The 23,543-nt window shown below is 49.8% G+C and carries 25 protein-coding genes; 11 read left to right on the forward strand and 14 right to left on the reverse strand.

The genetic code is table 11. The features are described 5' to 3' along the window. Positions 1-98: 98 nt before the first annotated feature. On the forward strand, positions 99-1,781 hold the full coding sequence (gene ligB / locus OGX84_RS06315; RefSeq protein WP_112001399.1) for an NAD-dependent DNA ligase LigB: 1,683 nt from the start codon (positions 99-101) through the stop codon (positions 1,779-1,781). Here the strand turns inward: ligB and OGX84_RS06320 are convergent. After that, positions 1,778-2,395 carry a trimeric intracellular cation channel family protein gene (locus tag OGX84_RS06320; protein ID WP_012135781.1) on the reverse strand — a complete coding sequence of 206 codons (618 nt, stop codon included), beginning with the start codon at positions 2,393-2,395 and terminating at the stop codon, positions 1,778-1,780. The genes ligB and OGX84_RS06320 overlap by 4 nt on opposite strands. A gap of 257 nt (positions 2,396-2,652) precedes the next feature. Continuing rightward, positions 2,653-3,516: a YicC/YloC family endoribonuclease gene (locus tag OGX84_RS06325; RefSeq protein ID WP_012135780.1), complete on the reverse strand. Its 864-nt coding sequence runs from the start codon at positions 3,514-3,516 to the stop codon at positions 2,653-2,655. 125 nt (positions 3,517-3,641) lie between these two features. Between OGX84_RS06325 and rph the strand changes: the two genes are divergently transcribed. After that, a complete protein-coding gene (gene rph, locus OGX84_RS06330) occupies positions 3,642-4,358 on the forward strand; it encodes a ribonuclease PH (protein WP_012135779.1) in 717 nt (238 codons plus the stop codon). Between the two features lie 64 nt (positions 4,359-4,422). Then, positions 4,423-5,064, forward strand: a complete 642-nt coding sequence (pyrE, locus tag OGX84_RS06335) for an orotate phosphoribosyltransferase (RefSeq protein ID WP_112001400.1) — start codon at positions 4,423-4,425, stop codon at positions 5,062-5,064. A 75-nt stretch (positions 5,065-5,139) separates the two neighbouring features. Here pyrE and slmA read toward each other — a convergent pair whose 3' ends face one another. The 3 genes from slmA to coaBC all read right to left on the reverse strand — a co-directional run bounded on the left by slmA (position 5,140) and on the right by coaBC (position 7,502). Further along, positions 5,140-5,736 (reverse strand): nucleoid occlusion factor SlmA, encoded by a 597-nt coding sequence (gene slmA, locus OGX84_RS06340; protein ID WP_012135776.1) that lies wholly within the window; start codon positions 5,734-5,736, stop codon positions 5,140-5,142. 109 nt (positions 5,737-5,845) lie between these two features. Continuing rightward, positions 5,846-6,304, reverse strand: a complete 459-nt coding sequence (gene dut, locus OGX84_RS06345; protein ID WP_006687626.1) for a dUTP diphosphatase — start codon at positions 6,302-6,304, stop codon at positions 5,846-5,848. Continuing rightward, entirely contained in the window at positions 6,282-7,502 is a 1,221-nt protein-coding gene (gene coaBC, locus OGX84_RS06350) for a bifunctional phosphopantothenoylcysteine decarboxylase/phosphopantothenate--cysteine ligase CoaBC (RefSeq protein ID WP_112001689.1), read from the reverse strand. The genes dut and coaBC overlap by 23 nt, the downstream gene beginning before the upstream one ends. 173 nt (positions 7,503-7,675) lie before the next feature. On the opposite strand from coaBC, the gene radC reads away from it, so the two are divergent. The 4 genes from radC to mutM all read left to right on the forward strand — a co-directional run bounded on the left by radC (position 7,676) and on the right by mutM (position 9,887). Then, positions 7,676-8,338: a RadC family protein gene (gene radC / locus OGX84_RS06355; RefSeq protein ID WP_047460249.1), complete on the forward strand. Its 663-nt coding sequence runs from the start codon at positions 7,676-7,678 to the stop codon at positions 8,336-8,338. Positions 8,339-8,554: 216 nt separating this feature from the next. Then, positions 8,555-8,791 carry a 50S ribosomal protein L28 gene (gene rpmB, locus OGX84_RS06360; RefSeq protein ID WP_003024071.1) on the forward strand — a complete coding sequence of 79 codons (237 nt, stop codon included), beginning with the start codon at positions 8,555-8,557 and terminating at the stop codon, positions 8,789-8,791. A gap of 20 nt (positions 8,792-8,811) precedes the next feature. Next, entirely contained in the window at positions 8,812-8,979 is a 168-nt protein-coding gene (gene rpmG / locus OGX84_RS06365; protein WP_001051798.1) for a 50S ribosomal protein L33, read from the forward strand. A gap of 98 nt (positions 8,980-9,077) precedes the next feature. Beyond that, on the forward strand, positions 9,078-9,887 hold the full coding sequence (gene mutM / locus OGX84_RS06370; protein WP_071259180.1) for a bifunctional DNA-formamidopyrimidine glycosylase/DNA-(apurinic or apyrimidinic site) lyase: 810 nt from the start codon (positions 9,078-9,080) through the stop codon (positions 9,885-9,887). 51 nt (positions 9,888-9,938) lie between these two features. On the opposite strand, the gene coaD is transcribed toward mutM, so the two are convergent. Then, on the reverse strand, positions 9,939-10,418 hold the full coding sequence (coaD, locus tag OGX84_RS06375) for a pantetheine-phosphate adenylyltransferase (protein ID WP_112001401.1): 480 nt from the start codon (positions 10,416-10,418) through the stop codon (positions 9,939-9,941). A gap of 8 nt (positions 10,419-10,426) precedes the next feature. Further along, on the reverse strand, positions 10,427-11,704 hold the full coding sequence (waaA, locus tag OGX84_RS06380) for a lipid IV(A) 3-deoxy-D-manno-octulosonic acid transferase (protein ID WP_012135770.1): 1,278 nt from the start codon (positions 11,702-11,704) through the stop codon (positions 10,427-10,429). Positions 11,705-12,126: 422 nt separating this feature from the next. On the opposite strand from waaA, the gene OGX84_RS06385 reads away from it, so the two are divergent. From OGX84_RS06385 to OGX84_RS06400, 4 genes are read left to right on the forward strand one after another with little or no spacing between them, the layout of a single operon-like run. After that, positions 12,127-13,251: a glycosyltransferase family 4 protein gene (locus tag OGX84_RS06385; protein ID WP_112001402.1), complete on the forward strand. Its 1,125-nt coding sequence runs from the start codon at positions 12,127-12,129 to the stop codon at positions 13,249-13,251. After that, a complete protein-coding gene (rfaP, locus tag OGX84_RS06390; RefSeq protein WP_112001403.1) occupies positions 13,244-14,041 on the forward strand; it encodes a lipopolysaccharide core heptose(I) kinase RfaP in 798 nt (265 codons plus the stop codon). The genes OGX84_RS06385 and rfaP overlap by 8 nt, the downstream gene beginning before the upstream one ends. A 31-nt stretch (positions 14,042-14,072) precedes the next feature. Then, positions 14,073-15,092, forward strand: coding sequence for a glycosyltransferase family 8 protein (locus OGX84_RS06395; RefSeq protein ID WP_012135766.1), 1,020 nt, complete (start codon positions 14,073-14,075; stop codon positions 15,090-15,092). 37 nt (positions 15,093-15,129) lie between these two features. Next, positions 15,130-16,122: a glycosyltransferase family 8 protein gene (locus OGX84_RS06400; protein WP_047460263.1), complete on the forward strand. Its 993-nt coding sequence runs from the start codon at positions 15,130-15,132 to the stop codon at positions 16,120-16,122. 25 nt (positions 16,123-16,147) lie between these two features. On the opposite strand, the gene OGX84_RS06405 is transcribed toward OGX84_RS06400, so the two are convergent. From OGX84_RS06405 to rfaD, 7 genes are read right to left on the reverse strand one after another with little or no spacing between them, the layout of a single operon-like run. Beyond that, on the reverse strand, positions 16,148-17,092 hold the full coding sequence (locus OGX84_RS06405) for a glycosyltransferase family 8 protein (RefSeq protein ID WP_112001404.1): 945 nt from the start codon (positions 17,090-17,092) through the stop codon (positions 16,148-16,150). Continuing rightward, complete coding sequence (rfaQ, locus tag OGX84_RS06410; RefSeq protein WP_112001405.1) at positions 17,093-18,148, reverse strand: lipopolysaccharide core heptosyltransferase RfaQ; 1,056 nt, start codon at positions 18,146-18,148, stop codon at positions 17,093-17,095. Between the two features lies 1 nt (position 18,149). After that, on the reverse strand, positions 18,150-19,163 hold the full coding sequence (locus tag OGX84_RS06415) for a glycosyltransferase family 2 protein (protein WP_047460269.1): 1,014 nt from the start codon (positions 19,161-19,163) through the stop codon (positions 18,150-18,152). Continuing rightward, on the reverse strand, positions 19,156-20,439 hold the full coding sequence (locus OGX84_RS06420) for an O-antigen ligase family protein (protein ID WP_181574528.1): 1,284 nt from the start codon (positions 20,437-20,439) through the stop codon (positions 19,156-19,158). Before OGX84_RS06420 ends, OGX84_RS06415 begins: the two co-directional genes overlap by 8 nt. An 18-nt stretch (positions 20,440-20,457) precedes the next feature. Then, positions 20,458-21,426, reverse strand: coding sequence for a lipopolysaccharide heptosyltransferase RfaC (gene rfaC, locus OGX84_RS06425; protein ID WP_275165897.1), 969 nt, complete (start codon positions 21,424-21,426; stop codon positions 20,458-20,460). A gap of 3 nt (positions 21,427-21,429) precedes the next feature. After that, on the reverse strand, positions 21,430-22,476 hold the full coding sequence (gene rfaF / locus OGX84_RS06430) for an ADP-heptose--LPS heptosyltransferase RfaF (protein ID WP_058668282.1): 1,047 nt from the start codon (positions 22,474-22,476) through the stop codon (positions 21,430-21,432). Positions 22,477-22,484: 8 nt separating this feature from the next. Then, positions 22,485-23,417, reverse strand: coding sequence for an ADP-glyceromanno-heptose 6-epimerase (gene rfaD, locus OGX84_RS06435; protein WP_012135758.1), 933 nt, complete (start codon positions 23,415-23,417; stop codon positions 22,485-22,487). Positions 23,418-23,543 lie beyond the last annotated feature (126 nt).

Here is a 23,543-nt window from a genome sequence, read left to right on the forward strand (position 1 = left end):
AAAATGTCTGGAAGCGTGTTCGCACGATCGCTTTTTGCCTCTCGGTTTTGATGACGCCCCGCGTTATACCTGGCCCGCAATCTACAGCGGAGGTACTGATGAGAAGAGGGAAAAGTATCGTGCTGAGTCTGTTGCTGTGGCATTTCCCGGTATGGGCGGCTTGCCCTGACTGGTCGCCAGCCAGAGCGAATGACGAAATCGCCCGGCTACAGCAGCAGCTCGCCCAGTGGAACGACAGTTACTGGCAGCAGGGGGTTAGTGCGGTAGACGATAGTGTTTACGATCAGCTCAGCGCGCAATTGGTGCAGTGGCAACGCTGCTTTGGCGGTGATACCGGGGCAGAACTGGCGCCGCCAGTGAGCGGCTCATTGCCCCATCCTGTTCCGCATACGGGTGTGCGAAAGCTTGCGGACAAACAGGCGGTGCAGCAGTGGATGCGTAAGCGCAGCGATTTGTGGGTGCAACCGAAAGTGGATGGAGTGGCGGTTACTCTCGTATACCGGGATGGGCGCCTGGTCAGCGCGATTAGCCGGGGAAGCGGGCTTAAAGGCGAGGACTGGACGCAGAAGGTGCGTTTAATACCCGCAGTACCGCAAAGCACAAAAGGCGCGCTTGCCAATAGCACGTTGCAGGGTGAGATTTTTTTGCTGCGCGACAACCATATTCAGCGGCAGATGGGAGGAATGAATGCCCGCTCGAAGGTCGCCGGAATGATGATGCGCCAGAATAACACCTCGTCGCTCCAGTCGCTGTCTGTTTTCATCTGGGCATGGCCTGATGGCCCGGCAACGATGCCTGAGCGCTTGCGTCAACTGTCCGGGGCAGGATTTGGCTTTGCACAACAATATTCTCAACCGGTGAAAAGCGCTGATGATGTTGAACGCGTGCGTACAGCATGGTGGACAACGGGATTACCGTTCGTTACTGATGGAGTCGTGGTAAGAACGGGTAAAGAACCTGAGGCCAGACACTGGATGCCCGGGCAGGGCGACTGGCTGGTTGCCTGGAAGTATCCTCCGGTCGCAAAAGTAGCTGAAGTCACCGGGGTTCAGTTCGCTGTCGGCAAGAGCGGGAAAATCTCGGTTGTGGCGTCGCTTGCGCCAGTAATGCTGGATGATAAACGGGTGAAGCGCGTAAATGTAGGGTCTGTCAGGCGTTGGGAGGAGTGGGACATTGCGCCAGGTGACCACATTCTTGTCAGCCTTGCCGGACAGGGGATTCCGCGTATTGATAAGGTTGTCTGGCGTAGCACTCAACGGGATAAGCCCGCACCGCCCGGGAATCGCTATCACGCATTAACCTGTTTTTATGCGACCGAGGTATGCCAGGAGCAGTTCATCGCCAGGCTGGTCTGGCTGGGGTCGAAGGAGGCGCTGGAGGTTGACGGGATGGGGGAAGCAGGATGGCGTGTGCTTCACCAGGCGCATCGTTTCGAGCATATTTTCTCCTGGCTCGCGTTAACGCAGGAACAACTACAGGCGACACCTGGGTTTAGTAAAGAAAAAAGCAAGCAGTTGTGGCATCAGTTTAACCTGGTGCGGCATCGGCCATTTATCCGCTGGGTGATGGCGATGGGCATACCGTTAACGCAGGGGGCGCTTAAGGCCAACGGCGATCGTTCATGGGGGCAGTTACTGGCACGCACGGCAGAATACTGGCAACAGCTTCCGACGACAGGGGAGGGGCGCGCCAGGCGGGTCATCCAGTGGCGGGATAACCCGGAAATACGGGCGCTGGGCAACTGGCTGGCTGCCCGGCATATTAACGGCTTTAGCCCTTAGTGACCTTCGTGGCGATAGTAAAACACCGGCAGGCCAAGTTTGAGACGCAGCGCCAGCAAGCGAGCGGTAAAGCCAAAAACCAGCGTGGAGATAACCACGACGTCTTGGTTGGATACGTAGTGTTGTAGCGCGATGTACAACACGGCAGACGCAAAGGAAACACCAGCATACAGCTCTTTCTGGAAGACCAGCGGAATACGTTTGCAGAACATGTCACGCAATACGCCGCCAAATACGCCGGTAATGACAGCCGCCACAATAGCGATGACCGGGCTATGCCCCATATCCAGCGCAACCTGAGCGCCGATAATAGAAAAGACCACTAAGCCCAGCGCATCAAGTACAAGGAACAGTTTGCGTAGGTAAGGCATTACAGGGGCGACGATCGTCGTCAGAACCGCAGCAGAAGCGACAATAATCACGTACTCAGGGTGCTGTACCCAACCGAGCGGATAGTGACCGAGCAGAATATCGCGTACGGAACCGCCGCCAATTGCTGTCGCGGTGGCAATGATAATAACGCCAAATGTATCCATGCGGCGTCGACCCGCAGCGAGCGCCCCGGTCATGGCTTCGGCAGTAATGCCAATTAAGTAGAGAACGTGTAACAGCATGTCTTCCCCCTGGTTTACTGAGGGCAGAGACTAACGATTTGTGCGTAATATCACGATTGAGATTTTCTAAGGTGAAGCAATTTTAATAACTATATTTTATGCTGATATTGCGATTCATCCGCTATTTATGCGTTATTCATTTTTAATGGATTAGAAAATGGATAAGAAAAAGTAATCCGAAAGTGGCGAGGGCAGTATGGAGTGTAAAGGAAGCACGTAGCACCATCGCATCGCGACGGGCTACGTGGGAATGAGGTTTACTCGATGTTCTGAATTTGCTCGCGCATTTGCTCGATCAATACTTTCAGCTCAATTGCAGAATTGGTGACATCAGCATTGATGGATTTGGAGGCCAGCGTGTTCGACTCGCGGTTGAACTCCTGCATCATAAAGTCCAGACGACGGCCAACCGCCTCTTTTTTCTTCAGGATGTTGTAGGTTTCTTTGACGTGCGCGTCCAGACGATCCAGCTCTTCCGCCACGTCAATGCGCTGTGCCATCAGCACCAGCTCTTGCTCCAGGCGGTTATTTTCCAGTTGTACCTGTGCGTCTTCCAGTTTTGCTACCAGACGTTCGCGCTGCCATTGCAGGATTTCCGGCATATGGGCGCGGACTTTCACTACCTCAGCGCTGACGCCTTCCAGACGCTGCTCAATCAGCGCTTTCAAAGCCTGACCTTCGGTTTCCCGGGCGACAATGAAGTCATCCAGCGTCCCGTCCAGCGCGGCGAGGATCTCTGCGGCAATCGCGTCCAGATCCTGTTCCTGGGCGGCCATGACGCCCGGCCAACGCAGGATATCTACCGGGTTGATTTCCCCTTCATCGCTCTGCATTTTGACCCAGTTCGCGGAGGCAACGAGCTGCTTTGCCAGCTTCTCATTCAGAATGAGTTCGCCTTGCGCGCTGGCATCGGGTTCAAAGCGTAAAGTACATTCGATTTTTCCGCGCGTCAGGCGTGTACGAATGCGTTCGCGTACAACAGGTTCAAGGCTACGGAACTGTTCCGGCAGACGAAAATACGTTTCCAGATAACGCTGGTTTACCGAGCGCATTTCCCAGGTAGCGCTACCCCATTCACCCTTGATTTCACGCCGGGCGTAGGCGGTCATACTGCGGATCATAGACGTTCCTGTTTTTAAAGGAGAGATGGAAGGATTATAGCCATCCATGCCTTGTCAGGATAGGAATAACCGCCGGAAGTCCGTATAATGCGCAGCCACATTCGTTTCAAGCCGGAGATCTCAATATGCGTCCAGCAGGCCGTAGCGCTAATCAGGTGCGTCCCGTAACCCTGACCCGTAACTATACAAAACACGCTGAAGGCTCGGTGCTGGTCGAATTTGGAGATACCAAAGTGCTGTGCACGGCATCCATCGAAGAAGGCGTACCGCGCTTTTTGAAAGGGCAGGGCCAAGGGTGGATCACCGCAGAATATGGCATGTTGCCACGCGCTACGCATACTCGTAACGCGCGTGAAGCGGCGAAAGGCAAGCAGGGCGGCCGCACGATGGAAATCCAGCGTCTGATCGCCCGCGCGCTGCGCGCTGCTGTCGATCTTAAAACGCTTGGCGAGTTTACTATCACTCTGGATTGCGATGTGATCCAGGCGGACGGCGGTACGCGTACTGCATCTATCTCCGGGGCTTGCGTTGCGCTGGCCGATGCGCTGAACAAGCTGGTCGCGAACGGTAAGCTGAAAACCAACCCGATGAAAGGGATGGTGGCTGCGGTTTCCGTCGGCATCGTGAATGGTGAAGCGCTCTGCGATCTGGAGTACGTTGAAGACTCCGCGGCTGAAACCGATATGAACGTGGTAATGACCGAAGACGGTCGAATTATTGAAGTGCAGGGAACGGCAGAAGGCGAGCCGTTCAGTCACGAAGAACTCCTTACCTTGTTGGCATTAGCCCGAGGGGGAATCGAATCCATTGTAGCGACGCAGAAAGCAGCGTTAGAAAATTGATTTTAAGGCGACCAGCGAGTCGCCTTTTTTTTGTCTGTAATAAAGTGAAATGAGGAGCGAATCCATGAAACCGTATCAGCGCCAGTTTATTGAGTTTGCGCTTAACAAGCAGGTACTAAAGTTTGGCGAATTTACGCTGAAATCCGGGCGCAAAAGCCCCTATTTCTTCAACGCCGGGCTGTTTAATACCGGGCGCGATCTGGCTCTGCTGGGACGTTTTTATGCCGAAGCGTTGGTGGATTCGGGTATCGGTTTCGATCTGCTGTTTGGTCCGGCCTATAAAGGTATTCCGATTGCGACGACCACCGCTGTTGCACTGGCGGAACACCATGACAAAGACCTGCCGTACTGCTTTAACCGTAAGGAAGCCAAAGACCACGGTGAAGGCGGAAGTCTGGTCGGGAGCCCATTACAGGGACGCGTGATGCTGGTGGATGATGTGATCACTGCGGGTACTGCGATTCGTGAATCAATGGAGATTATCCAGGCGAATGGCGCAAGTCTGGCGGGGGTGCTGATTTCTTTGGATCGTCAGGAGCGTGGCCGTGGCGAGATTTCCGCAATTCAGGAAGTGGAACGCGATTACGAGTGTCAGGTGATCTCGATTATCACGCTGAAAGACCTGATTGCGTATCTGGAAGAGAAACCAGAGATGGCGGAACATCTGGCGGCAGTGCGCGCGTATCGGGAAGCGTACGGGGTTTAAGTAAATTGCCCGGCGGCGTAGCGCTTACCGGGCCTGTAAGGCCGGATAAGGCATCGCCGCCATCCGGCTACGCTGTTACTGCAATTGCGCGGCAACCAACGGCCAGCGGGCGTCGAAATCGTCCGTTGGGCGGTATTTGAACTCGCTGCGTACAAAGCGGGACAACATCCCTTCACAAAACGCCAGCAACTGACTTGCCAGCAGGGTTTCATCCGTGGCGTACCCTTCGCCTTCGCGCATTCTTTTTTCCCGCAGAACCTGACGCAGCTGCGCTTCAATGCGCTCAAACAGCTGGTTAATTCGTCCTTGCAGGCGATCTTGTTCAAACATTAACGCATGACCGGTGAGAATACGCGTCAGGCCTGGGTTGCGTTCGCCGAAGCCCAGAATCAACAACACAATTAAACGCAGACGCGCGCTGGTGTCTTTCTCATCTTTTAAGATCAGATTGATACGGGTAATCAGACTGTCTTCGATAAACTCAATCAGACTATCGAACATGCGAGTCTTACTGGGAAAATGGCGATACAGCGCCGCTTCAGAAACGCCGACGGAGGCTGCCAGTTTCGCTGTTGTGATGCGTTGGCTTCCATCGCTGGATTCCAGCATCAGCGCCAGAGACTGAAGTATTTCTTCGCGACGATTCCTTTTCGCAGTTTGTTTTTCTGCCATGTTACAAAATACCCCTGAAAATAAGCACTTGCCAGGCGAGCATCCACACTATGACCGCAAACTCAGCGTTTGCGGCGATGTTATGTCGTTATCAGGATGCGTAAATGTCTTACTTGCGACCAGAATGGCCGAAGCCGCCTTCACCACGGTCGGTGGCTTCAAACTCTTCCACCAGATTAAATTCGGCCTGTACAACCGGTACGAAAACCATCTGAGCAATACGTTCGCCTGGCTCAATGGTAAAGCTGTCCTGGCCACGGTTCCAGATGGAAACCATTAACTGACCCTGATAGTCAGAGTCGATCAGGCCGACCAGATTGCCGAGCACAATACCATGCTTATGGCCCAGGCCGGAACGTGGCAGCATTACCGCCGCCAGAGACGGATCGGCAATATGAATCGCCAGACCGGTCGGCACCAGCGTTGTTGCGCCAGGCGCCAGTTCTACGGCGTCATCGAGACAGGCGCGCAGGTCAAGTCCGGCGGAGCCGGAGGTGGCATAAGTTGGAAGCGGAAATTGCTGCCCAACGCGCGGGTCCAGAATCTTAACGTCGATTTTTTTCATCATAACGGGTCACGATCTCGTCGAGTAATAATTGGCCCAGGAGCGCTTTCCGTTCGAGCGGTAAGGCTTTATCTCCATCCTGCCAGAAAAGGTGTAATGCGTTGCTGTCGCTATTAAATCCTTGAGTTGAAAGCGAAACATCGTTCGCGCAGATCAGATCAAGGTTTTTGCGGATACGTTTTTGCCGGGCGTATTCTTCCACATTATTTGTTTCCGCGGCAAACCCAACGACATAAGGACGCTTGTCTTTGAGTGCGGCGACCCCGGCGACAATATCAGGGTTCTTGACCATTTTTACTGTTAATTCATCGCCCTGCGTCGCCTGTTTCTTAATTTTTTCACTGGCGACGGCGGCTGCACGGTAATCAGCAACCGCAGCACAGCCGATGAAAATATGCTGCTTCTGAACCGCTGCCTGGACTGCCGCTTCCATTTCCAGCGCGGTCATCACATCAATGCGCTGAACAAAAGGTGGCGTGGGCAGCGCAACGGGGCCGGAAACCAGCGTAACGTTGGCGCCGCGTCGTGCGGCGGCGGCGGCAATGGCAAATCCCATCTTACCGGAGCTGTGGTTAGAGATATAACGCACCGGATCGAGCGGCTCGCGCGTCGGGCCCGCCGTAATCATGATGTTGAGATGTTGCAGATCGTTGACAGGGGAGAAATGCGCTGCCGCCATATCCACAATGGTCAACGGGTCGAGCATGCGTCCTGGCCCCACGTCTCCACACGCCTGGCTGCCGCTGTCCGGCCCCCAGATAAGCATTCCGCGTGACGCGAGTACATCCAGATTATGTTGCGTGGCGGCGGCGCGATACATTTGCTGATTCATGGCCGGAAGCACGGCAATCGGGGCGGGTGTCGCCAGACAAATCGTTGAAACCAGATCGTTGGCCATACCGGCAGCGACGCGAGCGATCAGATCTGCCGTGGCTGGCGCGAGGATAACTAAATCCGCCCATTTCCCCAGCTCAATATGGCCCATCGCGGCTTCTGCGGCAGGGTCAAGCAGACTGTCAGAGACGGGATAACCCGACACCGCCTGTAGGCTCAGGGGCGTGATAAAGGCTTTTGCCGCTTCGGTCATCGCCACGCGAACGTCGGCGCCACGTTCGCGTAAACGACGCACCAGTTCAGGGGCTTTATAGGCAGCAATGCCGCCGCTCATGCCGAGAACGATTTTTTTGCCAGCCAGGCTCATCATGATCTTTCCTGTTGGATTGCACCAGAAGGCGAACATTTTATCACAATCCTGAATCCCGTCGTGCAGTTGCCCGTAATTCACTTTGCGAGGCGCTACGCAGGAGTGAAATACGGGCGTCGATTCACCCCAGGAGCTATGCCACCATGAGGCGTGCTTAAGGAGGTGAACGTATGGATGCGCCGGAACGTTTAATGCCCCGGGAAAAAATGTTGAAGTCAGGAATTGGTTCGCTGACGGATGTTGAACTGCTGGCGCTCTTTTTACGTACAGGAGTGCCAGGAAAAGATGTGATGGCTCTGGCGCATGAAACGCTGCAACGCAGTGGGTCGCTCTATGGGTTGCTGTCTGCGGATTTCGCGCAATTTCGCGGTACAGGTATCGGTATCGCTAAGTATGCGCAGCTTAAGGGGATTGCCGAACTGGCAAGGCGCTATTACAAGGCGCGCATGATGAAGGAAAACGCGTTGTTGAGCCCGGAAATGACGCGTGAGTTTCTGCAAAGCCAGTTGGCGGGGGAAGAGCGGGAGATCTTCCTTGTGATCTTTCTGGATGCCCGGCACCGGGTGATTAAACACAGCCGTCTTTTTTCCGGCACGCTGAATCATGTCGAGGTGCATCCGCGCGAGATTATCCGCGAGGCGATAAAATTAAATGCTTCTGCGGTGATCCTTGCGCATAATCACCCCTCGGGGTGTGCAGAACCGAGCAAAGCGGATAAACTCATCACCGAACGTGTCGTAAAATGTTGTCAGTTCATGGATATACGAGTACTGGATCACCTTGTGATTGGGCGCGGAGAGTACGTTTCTTTTGCCGAACGTGGTTGGATTTAGAACACTTCGCGCGATCCATCGGGATCTTTGTCTGTTCGGGACTTGAGCACATCGCTTACACAGCGTATACTACGCCACCTTTGAGAATCTCGGGTTTGGCATTTGGGCCTGGCAATCGAGAGTTCACAATGAACTGCGATAACCAGGCTGAGAAGCCTGACGAGGCGCCAATACCCCATACGAAGCTCGAGCTAATTTGATTTTTGGAGAATAGACATGTCCCGAGTCTGCCAAGTTACTGGCAAGCGTCCGGTGACCGGTAACAACCGTTCCCACGCACTGAACGCGACTAAACGCCGTTTCCTGCCTAACCTGCACTCTCACCGTTTCTGGGTTGAGAGCGAGAAGCGTTTTGTCACCCTGCGTGTATCTGCTAAAGGTATGCGTGTAATTGATAAGAAAGGCATCGAAACAGTTCTGTCCGAACTGCGTGCCCGTGGCGAAAAGTACTAAGTACTTAGAGGAAATAAATCATGGCTAAAGGTATTCGTGAGAAAATCAAGCTGGTTTCTTCTGCTGGTACTGGTCACTTCTATACCACCACGAAGAACAAACGTACTAAGCCGGAAAAACTGGAACTGAAAAAGTTCGATCCAGTTGTCCGTCAGCACGTTATCTACAAAGAAGCGAAAATCAAATAATTCTCGCTTTGATGTAGTGAAAAACCTCGCTTCGGCGGGGTTTTTTGTTTTCTGGCCGTCCCCATATTAATGAGACCTGAAACAGAGCCGGAGACGTTATGCCTGAATTACCTGAAGTTGAAACCAGCCGCCGCGGCATTGAACCGCATCTGGTTGGGGCAACCATTCTGCATGCCAATGTGCGTAATGGACGTCTGCGCTGGCCGGTATCGGAAGAGATCTACCGCCTGAGCGATAAACCCGTTCTCAGCGTTCAACGCCGTGCGAAATATTTGCTGCTGGAGTTACCGGATGGCTGGATCATCATTCATCTGGGAATGTCGGGCAGTTTGCGTATCCTTCCTGAAGAACTTCCCGCTGAAAAACATGACCACGTTGATCTGGTGATGAGCAATGGCAAAGTCCTGCGCTACACCGATCCTCGCCGCTTCGGCGCCTGGCTGTGGACGAAAGAGCTGGAAGGGCATAACGTGCTGGCGCATCTCGGCCCGGAGCCGCTGAGCGACGATTTTAACGGGGCTTATTTGCAGCAGAAATGTGCGAAGAAGAAAACGGCAATTAAACCCTGGCTGATGGATAACAAACTGGTGGTGGGCGTGGGAAATATCTACGCCAGCGAGTCGTTGTTTGCGGCTGGCATCCATCCTGACCGTCTGGCGTCGTCATTATCGCAGGCTGAGTGTGAGCTGCTGGCCCGCGTGATTAAGGCCGTTTTACTGCGTTCCATCGAGCAGGGTGGTACAACGTTGAAAGATTTTCTGCAAAGCGATGGTAAGCCGGGCTATTTTGCTCAGGAGTTGCAGGTTTACGGACGTAAAGGGGAACCGTGCCGGGTTTGCGGTACGCCGATCGTTGCAACTAAACACGCGCAACGGGCGACGTTCTACTGCCGTCAGTGTCAGAAATAAGATGGATTGCAGGCCGGATAACGCGCTGACGCGCCATCCGGCAAAAGCGTTTTACTTCAGCTTATCCATCAAGGCCTGATGAACGTTCTCCGGTAAGAAGTGGGTAACGTCGCCCTGATGGCGCGCCACTTCTTTTACCAGCGAAGAAGAGATAAAAGACCACTCTTTTGAAGGCATCAGGAAGACGCTTTCAAGCTGCGGCATTAAATGGCGATTCATGTGCGCCAGCTGCATTTCATATTCAAAATCAGCCACGGCGCGCAGGCCGCGAATCAAAATATTTGCCTGCTGAATGCGCGCGAAGTTGGCCATTAAATCGCTGAATCCCATGACTTCCACGTTGCCGAGGTGCGCCGTCACCTGTTGCGCCAGCGCTACACGCTCTTCAAGGGTAAACATCGGTTTTTTGCTGGGGCTGGCGGCAATGGCGAGGATAACGTGATCGAACATCTGCGTCGCGCGCGTCACGATATCAATATGGCCGTTGGTGATCGGATCGAAGGTTCCTGGGTAAATCGCCCGTTTTTGCATGACAGCCCTCAATGCGTTTTCGGTGGCAGGTAAGGTTCCAGCAGTTGTAACAGACGCTGTAGCGCACCCTGGTTTTGGTACAGCACTTCAACGGCATGTCGACCGTAGAAATTACGATAATCCGCGTCGGTCAGTAAAGACGAAACCTCTTTTACCAGCGTTGTGGCATCGGTTACGGTAATCAGCCCGCTTGCTTGCTCCAGTCGGGCGCAAATATCTTTGAAGTTAAAGGTATGAGGGCCCATCAATACCGGTATCGCGTGTGCGGCAGCTTCCAGCGGGTTATGTCCTCCGCGTTCAACCAGCGAACCGCCGACAAATGCGAGATCCGCAATACCATACAGTAGCATTAATTCGCCCATTGTATCGCCAATAACAACCTGGGTACTGGCGGACGGCACCTCTCCTGAGGAACGCGTGGTATAGCTGAGCCCTGCCTGGCGCACGAGGTTAATCGCATCCGGGAACCGCTCTGGATGGCGAGGAACCAGAATCAGCAACAGGTTAGGGAATTGATGCAGCAATGCCTGATGGGCGGCGATAACAATACTCTCTTCGCCGTCATGCGTACTGGTGGCGATCCACACCGGGCGGTGTGGCGCCCACTGGCGACGCAGCGTAACCGCTTTTGCTGCAAGCTGTGGCGTCACGGAAATATCAAATTTCAGACTGCCGGTGACGGTGAGCTGGTTATTTTTCGCACCCAACGCGATAAAACGCGCGCCATCTTCTTCATTTTGCGCCGCAATTAGCGTAATGCGGCGCAGCAGTCTGCGAACAAATTTCCCCAGCTTTGTATAGCCAGCAGCCGACCGGGCGGAAAGGCGCGCGTTGGCGATAACCAACGGAATATGACGTTTATGCAGTGCGGCAATCAGGTTCGGCCAGAGCTCGGTTTCCATAATCAACACCAGTTTAGGGTCAACTTTATTCAGGAAACGGTTGAGCGCATCGGGCAAATCATAAGGAAGATAGACGTGCTGAACATCGCTGCCAAATGCGGACTGTACGCGCTCTGAGCCGGTAGGCGTCATGGTGGTGACGGTAATCGGCAAATCAGGATAACGGTGTCGCAGGGCGCGAACTAAAGGAATTGCCGCCAGTGTTTCACCCACAGAGACGGAATGCAGCATGATCCCGCCAGGTTTAAGCGGATGACGGTAAAAACCGTAACGTTCGCCCCAGCGTTTACGGTAGGCTGGCGCTTTACGTCCACGCACCCAAAGCCGTATCCAGATCAAGGGCTGAATAAGGTAGAGAAGGGCGGTGTAAAGCAATTCGAGCATAGTAAATAGCTGACTGATGGATGTGCTGGGGATTCTATGTATTTAGCCTGGGCTTTACCATCATTTTTATCCTTGTTGCACTAAAACACCTGAATTGACAATACATTATTTGCGGTAGGTGTTTTTCTCCAGATACATCAAAACAGGCTGTTAACGCCGAATAACGCGTGAAATCGTACTCTGTCCTTCAATAGTAATGGTTTACATCTTATTGTTTTGAAATTAAAAATTAACTTTTTGCTTAAAAAACATTCATTTCGGTTCGGGAGCTAATCAATGGTATACTACTGCGCAAATTCAGGCAGCCATCAGCCTTCAGGGCGCCGGGAATATGGAGGGTAGTCTTTGTTTGCAGACAAAGATTACGGCGCTTTTACCTGCCTGGCCTGGGATGTTTGGCGACGTAACGCGGATATTATTGCATGACCATTGCTTTTTGTTTGTACAAATATTTTCCCTATGGCGGGTTGCAGCGTGATTTCCTGCGAATAGCGCATACGGTTGCGGCGCGTGGCCATCATGTTCAGGTATTGACTCAGCAGTGGCAGGGCGAACGTCCCTCCGACCTTGAAATTATCCTTGTTCCGGTGACTGCCAGAACTAATCATGGAAAAAATGAACAGTATTATCAGTGGGTTCAGAGTTTCCTGAGCCAACATCCCGTCGATCGCGTCGTTGGGTTTAATAAAATGCCCGGGCTTGATGTCTATTATGCGGCAGATGTGTGCTACGCGGAAAAAGTCGCCCGTGAAAAGGGTTTCTTTTATAAGCTGACCAGTCGTTATAAGCACTATGCAGCTTTTGAAAAAGCGACCTTCCAGCAAGGTGCTCATACCGAGCTTTTGATGTTAACAAATAAGCAAATCGGTGACTTTAAGCATCATTATCATACTGAGGATCGTCGTTTTCATATTTTGCCGCCAGGGATATACCCGGACAGGAAATACAGCCAGCAACCTGAAAACAGCAGACAGATTGTCAGAGAAAAAAATGGCATTGGGTTAGATCAGTTCCTGCTTTTGCAGGTAGGTTCGGATTTTAAACGCAAAGGCGTACCAAGAACGTTACTGGCGGTAGCTTCTTTACCTGAAGCAATACGTCAATGTACGCAATTGATGGTTGTCGGGCAAGACAAGGCCGACCGGTATCAGGCCCAGGCGCGTCAACTAGGGATTGAGAAGCAGGTGCAGTTTTTTTCAGGGCGCGATGATATTTCAGCGCTGATGTCTGCTGCTGATTTGCTGCTTCATCCTGCCGTTCAGGAAGCGGCCGGAATCGTATTATTAGAGGCGATTGTCGCCGGGCTACCCGTGCTGACTACCGAAGTTTGTGGATATGCGCACTATATCAATGCTGCGCAGTGTGGCGTTGTTATACCGGAGCCTTTTGCACAGGAAGTCCTGAATGCTTCCCTCTGCGATGCGCTGGAGAAAGGTGAGCAGCGAAGTGAATGGGCAAGTCATGCAAGACACTTTGCCGATACAGAAGATCTCTACAGTCTGGCTGATAAAGCGGCTGATATCATTTTAGGTTTTGAGAATGATTGAATTAAAAGAGCCATTCGCTACGCAGTGGCAAGGTAAAGATCCGTTTGTCGAAGTAACGAAACTGGACGGAGAGGTTTTCCGCGCTCTGGAGACCCGGCGGACGCTGCGTTTTGAGATGATGGGTAAAGGGTATTTCCTGAAATACCATCACGGAACCACGCTGAAAGAAGTGCTAAAAAACCTTATTTCCTTGCGTATGCCCGTTCTTGGCGCGGATCGCGAGTGGCTGGCTATTCACCGTCTGCAATCACTGAATGTTGATACCATGACCGGCGTCGCGTTTGGGCAAAAAGGGTTTAATCCGTTGCAGCGGACATCGTTTATCATCACGGAAGATCTCTCGCCGGCAATAAGCCTTGAAGACTTTTGCGCCAGGTGGAGTGAAGAACGTCCTGACCTTACCTTAAAACGAACCATTATCACCCGACTGGCGGAGATGGTGGGGAAAATGCATCGTGGTGGGGTGAATCATCGGGATTGTTATATTTGCCATTTTTTACTACAGCAACCATTACCGGCTGATGTGGCTGATATAAAACTTTCCGTGATTGATCTGCATCGCGCGCAAATTCGTCGCCGGGTGCCGCGTCGCTGGCGTGATAAGGATCTGATTGGACTCTATTTCTCCTCACTCGAAATTGGCCTGACCTCGAGAGATATTTATCGTTTTTTACGCGTTTATTTCTCGATGCCACTGCGTGAAATTCTTCGCAAGGAAGCCAGTTTGCTTGAGCAAGCGGCGGAGAAAGCACAAAAAATCAAACAAAGAACGATAAGAAAAGCGTTATAAAATCACATACAGGGTTTGAGGTGATCTCATCATGAACATTGATTTTGAAAACGTAATAATTCAAAAAAAGGTTATCGACAACGCTACACACCAGAAAAGCAAAAAGTTGAATATTGCATATGGTGTAGATCGAAATTTTTTATTTGGCTCTGGAATTTCAATGACATCAGTGTTGGTGAACAACCCTGATATTGATATCCATTTCTATGTTGTGACGGACTATGTTGATGATGAGTACCTGGAAAGCGTGGAACGACTCACGCAAATGTATGGTACAACGGTAACGGTCTTAGTTTTCGATAATGAGGCGTTTCGCAAGTTGCCGAGTACTAAAGCATGGACCTATGCGATGTACTATCGCTATTTTGCGTTCGAGTATTTAAGTCGTGAACTGGATTCTGTGCTGTATCTGGATGCCGATATCGTTTGTAAAAATTCGCTGCGGGAACTGACGGATATTCATTTTGCCGGAGAATATGCGGCTGTTGTTAATGATATTGATCGAGTACGTTTAAAATCCGGGCAGAGGCTGGGTATTCCTGAGTTAGCTCGTGACTATTTTAATTCAGGGGTGGTATTCGCTAATCTCCATGTCTGGAGAGAAAAAAAACTGTTATCCAAAGCCTTTGAGGTTTTGCATGAGCGTCAGAAAGAACTTCTTTATTTTGACCAGGATATCCTGAATATCTTATTTGTTGGGCATGTGATCCTGCTGAGGCGTGATTTTAATTGTATTTATGGCGTAGACCAGGAGCTGAAGAATAAAAATGAATATCGTTATCAGGACTTTATCACTGAGAGTACGGTATTAATTCATTATGTCGGCGTGACAAAACCGTGGCATACGTGGGCTAACTATCCGGTTTCTAAGTACTTTATTGAGGCTTATAAAAAATCGGCATGGGCAGAAAAATCGTTACTCAATGCAAATACGGCAAAATTATATAAGCGCAAGTCACGCCATGAAAGGATACAGCGAAAATATATTCGTTCTATATTTAGCCATATAATGTATATTAAAAATAAGCTACACGGCGCTAAAGTGCATTGAGTGGCTTGTTGAAAATAAATTTAAATAGGTGTAGTGAATGATTTTTGATTGCCATCAGTCTATAAAAAAGATACTTGATTTTAATCAAGCACCAGCCGGGGAGAGCCCACAGCTCAATATCGCCTGGGGTGTTGATAAAAATTTCATGTTTGGCGCCGCGATTTCGATGACATCAGTGTTGATACATAATAAAGACATCAATATCCATTTCCATCTTTTTACTGATTATGTGGATGATGATTATCAACAGAAAATAAGTATGCTGGCGCAGCAATTCTCTACTAACATCTCAATATATGTTATGGATGCCGAGGGGCTAAAGGTATTGCCCAGCGGTAATGCCTGGTCTCATGCGATGTATTTCCGTTTTATCGCATTTGAATATTTAGGTGAAAAAGTTGATTCACTCCTGTACATTGATGCAGACGTGATATGCAAAGGCTCACTTGTTGAATTGAGTCATCTCAACCTTGATGAGCATGTTGCTGCGGTAGTAAGGGACGTCGATGATAGTCCTGCCAGAGATATTGAGAAAAATAGTGATTATTTTAACTCTGGTGTGATCTATGCGAATCTTAAAAAGTGGAAAGAGCAGAACTTTATTGGTGCTGCATTTGATATCCTCCTGGATAAAAATCAGAAACTCTCTTTCCCCGATCAGGATGTTTTAAATATTCTTTTCTTAAATAAGGTGATCTTTTTACCGCGTATCTACAATGCGATATATGGTATAAAACAAGAGTTAAAAAGCAAAGATATATCACGCTATAAAGAATATATAACGGCGGATACCATTCTTATTCACTATATTGGGGTAACTAAACCCTGGAATTCCTGGGCAAATTATCCGTCTGCACAGTATTTTGTGGAGGCATGGAAGGCTTCACCATGGGCGAATGTGCCGTTGTTGCCTGCCAGAACGCCAAAGCAGTATAAGAAGAAGTCACGTCATGAAAGGCTACAGGGTAAATATATTGCTTCAATTATCAGCTACATAGGCTATCTGGCCGAAAAAGTCAAAGGTAAGTAAAAAAGCTCCCCTCGGGGAGCTTTTTTTAATGAATCTTGGTTTTGAGGTACTTTGCGTACCATTTTATGGCGGTAAAATAATTACCTTTTTTTGCCGCCTGACGGGAGTACACCCGATAATCGGTAGGCCTCATACGAGGGGCATAAGAGCGTAACTCTGCATTCCGCCAGGGCGTGAAATGGTGGTAGAAAATATAAAGCTGTTGCGACAGTCCCGTATGTTCTTTATACCACGGCTTTCTTCCGCCCGTAAAATGAATGATTCTTGGCAGCGTGTCACTGTGATAGAAGAAATTTTCTTTCTGTTCGTCAGTAAACCAGTTAAACAGGAAATTCCAGCGGTTATCAATAAACGTAATATTGCCGTTCATTGCAATGTTGAGTGCATCCTGATCAAAGTAAGGCAATGATTTTCCTTGCTCAAATAACACGGTATTTGCTTTATGTTCAATGTCATGCTTAATCCAGTTTGCGACATTAATATAGAGGAAACCAGCGTTAAAATAGTGATCGATGCTCAGCCCTAATCGCCGGGCGTGTTTATTATCATGAATGTTGAGAGAGTCATGGCTGACGGCGCAAACAACATCATCAATATCAACGCTGTTAATCTCACTGAGTGAGTCAAAGCATAGCGTATCGGCATCAAGATAGATAAAACGTTCTACTTTGTCTTGAAGTAAACGGGGCACAGCCAGACGCATATAAGTTGAGCGATTGAGATGTTTTATCGCAAAATCATTGTTATATTTTTCAATATCAGCCTTATCGATCGTGATAACCTGAATTTTATTGCTGGTCGACTGTAGCTTCGCAATATCTTCATCACTGACATCATAGACAAAGACAAAAAATGCGAGAGATTGCTCAGGGTTATTCATTATGACAGACATAATGGATACGGCAACATACTCCAGATAATTAGCATCTGTGCAGTAGGCAATATTAATTACGTTAGTTTTGTTATCCATTTACGCTGTCTCATTTCCTTCAACCGGGTTGCTATCATGGAGCACAGTGTCGATAGCGTCAATAACTGCGTGTTCTGGTATCCAGGTCAGGTATTTCCGGGATCTGTCCAGTTCTGCCCGGGTCGGCATTGGATGATAATCGCCTGCCCAGATCAGCGCAGCTTTATCTGACCAGGGTTTCCACTGTTGATAATTTGTGGCGCCAAACAAACATACCTGCGGCGTACCTAATGCGGCAGCCATATGCATGGGGGCGGAGTCCACGCCGATATACAGCACAGCATGATCGATTAACGCCGCCAGTTGCAGGAAGGTCGTTTTACCTGCCACCGTCAGGTCTGGTGGTGATTGACACAGTCCGGCGATACGCGCTACCTGCTGCTGTTCTTGTACTGCGGGCCCACAGGTCAGGTAAACATGCAGACCGCGTTGCTGCAAATAATCTATGACATGCGCAAATTTCTCGTCATCCCAGCACTTAAAGGACTGTCTTGCAGTGGGTTGAATCACAACGTATTTTTGCGTGGGAAGCGCGGGAAGCTGAGTTAGTAAATATTGATAGTCACTCTCGCGATAGCAGAGCAACATCTCTTTTTTGAGCTCGCTTTCACTAAAGTCGAGGCCTTTTAGAATGGATAAGTTTTGCTCAACAATATGAGTTCCGGTTGTTGGTGTGACTTTTGTAAAAAGGCAATTCCACTGCTTCTTGTCCCTTTTAAAGGCAATAGAGGGGCGGCGTAGGGAAGCGATAAGTGCGCCAATAGGCCATTGCTCGGTTAAGTTGACAATAAGGTCATAGTGGTTTTTTTTCAGCTGGCGGCGTACCGATATATAATTTTTAATGGTTTCCAGCAGACCTTTCTTTTTTTCAATAAGGTAAAAGTTGTTGATTCTCTCATCAGCAGCCAAAATTGCCCTGGTGTCTTTATAAAGAAGAAGATCAATTTTTGCGTGTGGATAACGTGCCTGGAGACTGGCAATAACAGGGGTAATGAGCAGAACATCGCCATAAAACTTAAGCTTGCAAATAAGAATTCTTTCTACTTTATCAAACATATTAACTTTCCTTGCTAACAAATAACATTTTGCAAGCGTTTATGGCTTTAAATCGTATTTTTGAAATAAAACGATCAATGTGTGGGTACTTCATTTTATAAATAACTTTTCTTTTAACGATGCTTGTATCACAGCATGTTAGTGCATCTTGAATGTCACTGATCATATCTTCTTCGTAGCGATAATAACCTTTCTTCTTGCGCAGCAACTTGCGTCCCTCAAGGAAGCAGTTAATGATCATTAATGTGGCTACAGTTCGTTTTTCATCATTTTCTTTTATATAGTCACACATTTTACGCATGGCGAAGAAAATATATTGCGCATCATTTTCAAGAATATTCTCGGTAATGCTCCGATCGTTTATTCGATAATAATATAGCTTGTTATCTATTTTTAAGATCTTATGGCATTTAAAGTATTGAAATGGACAAAAAATAATGTCCTCATAACGATGATGTTCTTCAAAGCGGTCTTGCCCAATAATGTCACGGCGAAAGAATTTTGTTACAAGGTGCCATTGACCCGCACGGAAAGTGGGTAATAACTGCGTTAAATTTTCATCCGTTAACGTGATTTCACTCTGTTTTACTGCGTCCGGCTTATCTTTTTGGCATTGATAGAGATTATTAATGTCACGGGTTAAGTTGAATTCAACGATATCATATTTCTCTTCTCTTAATTTAGGGAGAAGAACCGAAAAATAATCCGGGCTAATAATGTCATCGCTGTCAACAAAGCCAATATACTTCCCTGTCGCATGTGAAAGCCCGACGTTGCGAGCAATCGCAACACCATGATTTTCCTGGTAGATGTATTTCACGTTGTTGCAATGATGTTCGCGATAAAACGCATTTATGCGTTCTTCAGTCAAATCCGTTGAGCCATCATTAATAATGATTACTTCTACCTCATTAGTGATGCCCTGATGTAAAGACGCCAGCGTATCCGTAATGAATTCGGCATTGTTGTATGCCGGTATAATAATGCTCAGCAAATAATCTGAAGCGTTAATCATGGCATAACTCTCTCATCGTGCCTGGTGTCAGCATCATCGCCGCGCATAATGCCAGCATACTGCTCAGAGTTTCACCTTTGGCGTATAATAATAAGTCGCTTAAACCATAGATAACTATAGCACTGGAAATGATGAATAACAGAGGGCTACGTTGTGTATAAGCTTTTAAAAACATCGCCAGATACAAAAAGAGCAGAGCGATGACGCCAGAAATCCCTTTAAGAGAAAAAGTATCAATGAATTCGTTATGCAAATGGATGTCGACGAACCCAAGTGCTCCTCTTAACGAGGTATCCTGTCGGGCAAAATCCCGCATTCCAGCATCGCGTTGTTCAAGTGATTGGCCCCAGTAGTGGTTTTTTCCAGCATCAATACCCGCTCTTTGCATCGCGAGTCGGGCGCCAATCGAGGTATTACTGTTCTTCTTACTGTAAGAATGCATATCGGTTACGAAGCTGTTATAGCGCTTTTCAATCACCGATTTTAAAGGGATTGCCGCCAGCCCCGCGAGAACAATAAAGGCCAGTAACGTACGCAGCAAAACGGTACGGTTATGCCGATAGTGTAAGAAAAATAGCCCTATGCTCAGAACCGGATAGACCAGAATGGCGGCGCGGGTTTGCGTTATAGTGATAACCGCCAGTGATACCAAAAAGTGTAATAAATAGAGCAGGATTGTATGCTTCAGCCGCAAGTTGATGATGGCCTGTGACGCGAGCAATGCGACAAACGTCAACGCATAAGCCGCTCCTGTCGGATGTTCAAAACCCAGTTCGACACGGTAGTTAAGCGGATCTGGTGAGGTGAGGAGTTGATAACCCGCAAAAAGATACAAACCAACAGCCGTCGCAATCACCCAGTAGTGGGTTATACGATCTTTCATCGCACATGCGATTGGCGATTGCAGGGCTGTGACAATCAGTGCGGCAAAGATCATCACTTTACCGCCATTCTGGTATGAGCGATAAGCGCCAGTAAAGGATGAGCCCGGTTCTTTAAAGATCTCAACCCAAATAATTTGTACTAAACCGAAGAGCAGCAGCATCACGGGTAACAGCAGGTTTTTCTTATCACTCAGAAGTGACTTGCTGTGTTTACCGATAATCGGTAGCGACAGAACCGCACATGCAATAAAAACTTTTAAAGCTTCGTCTGGATTGATCAGCAGCATCGCCAGGGTCGTCAGGCACCCGGCATAAAATAAAAAATAGATAACGTTAAACGGATTATTTTGCGTGCTGCGGATAAAGCGAGAAAACGTGTGTCCACGAAGCATGATTAATCTCTTTAAAAGTTATAGCAAATTAAAATCAAGCAATGATACTTTGACGGCATCCGCACTCAGAGTTGACATCTTCCCTGAATGACTCTTTTGCGCGCACTGATTCTTCCCATATCCCCCAATCAGTCCCGGATCGGTCGGGCCATACAGCGTGATATTAGGTCGATCAAGGGCGGCGGTTAAATGGCTAAGCCCGGTATCAACGGACACTACAAATTTTGCCCCCGCCAACTCGCGTGCGACCTCTTCCAGACTCATTCGTGGTAAAACATCCACATAATCAAATCCTTCCGCTAATCTTTTTGCCCGTGCTTCTTCATGGGGCGCACCCCAGGGCAGCTTAATGCGTACACCCGCATCACGCAGTTGGCCGATCAGATCTCGCCAGTTTGCTTCCGGCCAGTGCTTATCGTCTCGGGTGGTCGCGTGTAAAAATACCGCATATTGCCCTGCGTCTGCATTCAGATTGCTCAGGAAATGTTGCGCAATCGCATAATCGCCCTGGGACTGTGGCTTGCTGTACCCCAGGCTTTTAGCGAACAGCTCGCGGGTGCGTTCAACGGCATGCTGCGCTTTAGCGATGTGATGCTTTCGGTTGTAAAACAGGCTGGCCAGGGGCTCCCGGGCCGTACTCCAGTCCATGCCGTGCTTTATGCCGCGTCCCAGTCTTGTGACCAGCGCCGCGCTTTTTACCAGCCCCTGGGCATCAATAATCGCATCGTATTGCTGTGCCTGTACGGCATCGCGAAAGGCTTTACGTTCAGCTTTGATGGGCGCGGAAAACCAGGCCTTACGCCAACGGCGAATAGCGACGGGAATCACGCGATCGACAGCATCGTGCCAGGATGGAATTTGCGCGAATCCTTCTTCTACCACCCAATCAAACTGAATACCCGGGATGACTTGCTGTGCGTCAGTCAGTGCGGGCAATGTGTGTAACACATCCCCCATTGATGATGTTTTGACTATCAGAACCCGCATCCGTCAGGCTTCCTCTTGTAATAACAGACTATTGAGTTCTTCCAGGACACGCGTCGGCGTGATGTCAATCAGGCTCTGATGATACCCCTCCGCAGCATCCCCTTTGCGCACCTTGTGATAACCCGTAATCAGACGGATAACCCGCGCTTTATGCGAAAGTGGGGGAGTAAAGTCCGGGCTGCTGGGGCCGTACAGCGCGACCAGCGGACGGTTCAGCGCAGCGGCGACATGCATTAAACCAGAGTCATTCGTGACAACTGCTTTGCAGGCGGATAAAAGGATAACAGCTTGTTCCAACTGCGTTTCTCCCGCCAGATTGCGGCACCAGGCCTGCTGCTCAGTATTCAGTGTAGCCAGAATTTCATTTCCGGCGTCATGATCTTTTGCTGAGCCAAACAAGACGATCTGGTGGCCTTCATCGATGAGCTGCTTTGCCAGTTCCGCATAGTGATAATGCGGCCAGCGTTTCGCCGGGCCAAATTCCGCGCCGGGGCAAAAACCAATCATCGGACGTTCAGCGGAAAGAGAAAATTCGTTGCAGATGAGGGACTTTTCGCCCTCGCTCACCTGTAGCTGCGGCCATAACAGAGGCTGCGGCAGATCCTGGGCAGTACGCATAACGCCTTTGTCGTAGGCCAGCGCCACATAGCGTTCCACCATTAATGGCCAGGCCTCTTTATCTAACACGCGCGCGTCGTTGAGCAGGCCGTAGCGCATCTCGCCGCGCCAGCCGGTGCGATGCGGGATGCCGGCAAAAAAAGGAACGAGCGCGGATTTAAACGAATTCGGCAAAACATAGGCGCGGTCATAGCGCTTTTCACGCAGACGATGACCGAGCTTGCGCCGCTCGCCAATTTCCAGCGCCCCGTGGCCAAGCGGCATGGGGATCGCGTCGTTGACCTCCGGCATACGCGACAATAACGGGCGGCACCACGCGGGCGCCATCACGTCGATTATCGCCTGGGGATAGCGCGCCTTGAGCGTGCGATAGAGACTTTGCGACATCATCATGTCGCCTACCCAGGACGGACCAATCACCAGTATTTTCATGTTTCTTCTTACGCGTCGCGATTCAGCCAGGCCATATACTCCGTTACGCCTTCGGCAACGGTCTTGAACGGTTTGTCATAGCCTGCGGCGCGCAGATTGGTCAGATCCGCCTGCGTGAACGCCTGGTAACGGCCTTTCAGTTTTTCCGGGAACGGAATGTACTCAAGATCGCTTTTCTTGTGATAAGCCAGCGCGGCATCCGCCACGGCCTGGAAGGATTCCGCGCGCCCGGTGCCCAGGTTAAAGATGCCGGACACGCCGTTTTCCCAGAACCACAGGTTTACATCAGCCACGTCGCCGACGTAGACAAAATCACGTTTGAAGTTTTCGCTGCCTTCAAACAGTTTCGGCGTTTCACCGTTGTTGAGCTGAGTATTCAGATGGAAAGCGACGCTCGCCATGCTGCCTTTATGGCCTTCACGCGGTCCGTAAACGTTGAAATAGCGGAAACCCACAATCTGCGAGCTGGCTTCAGGCAGGATCTGGCGCACATACTCGTCGAACAGGAATTTAGAGTAGCCGTAAACGTTTAGCGGTTTCTCATATTCCCGAGACTCAATGAAGTCAGAGGTGCGACCGCCGTAAGTTGCCGCAGAGGAGGCATACAGGAACGGAATGTCACGTTCCAGGCAGTAGTGCAGCAGCTCTTTGGAGTATTGATAGTTGTTGTCCATCATATACTTGCCGTCCCACTCGGTGGTGGAAGAGCAGGCGCCTTCGTGGAAAACCGCTTCGATATCGCCGAACTCTTCTCCGGCCATAATCTGGATCAGGAAGTCTTCCTTATCCATATAGTCAGCAATATTCAGGTCCACCAGGTTGACGAACTTGGTGCCGTCTTTCAGGTTGTCCACCACCAGGATATCGGTGATGCCTTTATCATTCAGGGACTTAACGATGTTGCTGCCGATAAAGCCCGCGCCGCCGGTAACGATGATCATAACTGTAACCTTCGAATTATGGAGTCAGAGACAATCTCAGACACGAATACTTCTTATCATATCACTACACGGCCCAGGCTTCAGCCATTCACCGATAAGCTGTGCGGGTACGCGTGATTTATGCTG

Source organism: Citrobacter sp. CK202 (assembly GCF_030333225.1).
Taxonomy (GTDB): Bacteria; Pseudomonadota; Gammaproteobacteria; order Enterobacterales; family Enterobacteriaceae; genus Citrobacter_B; species Citrobacter_B koseri.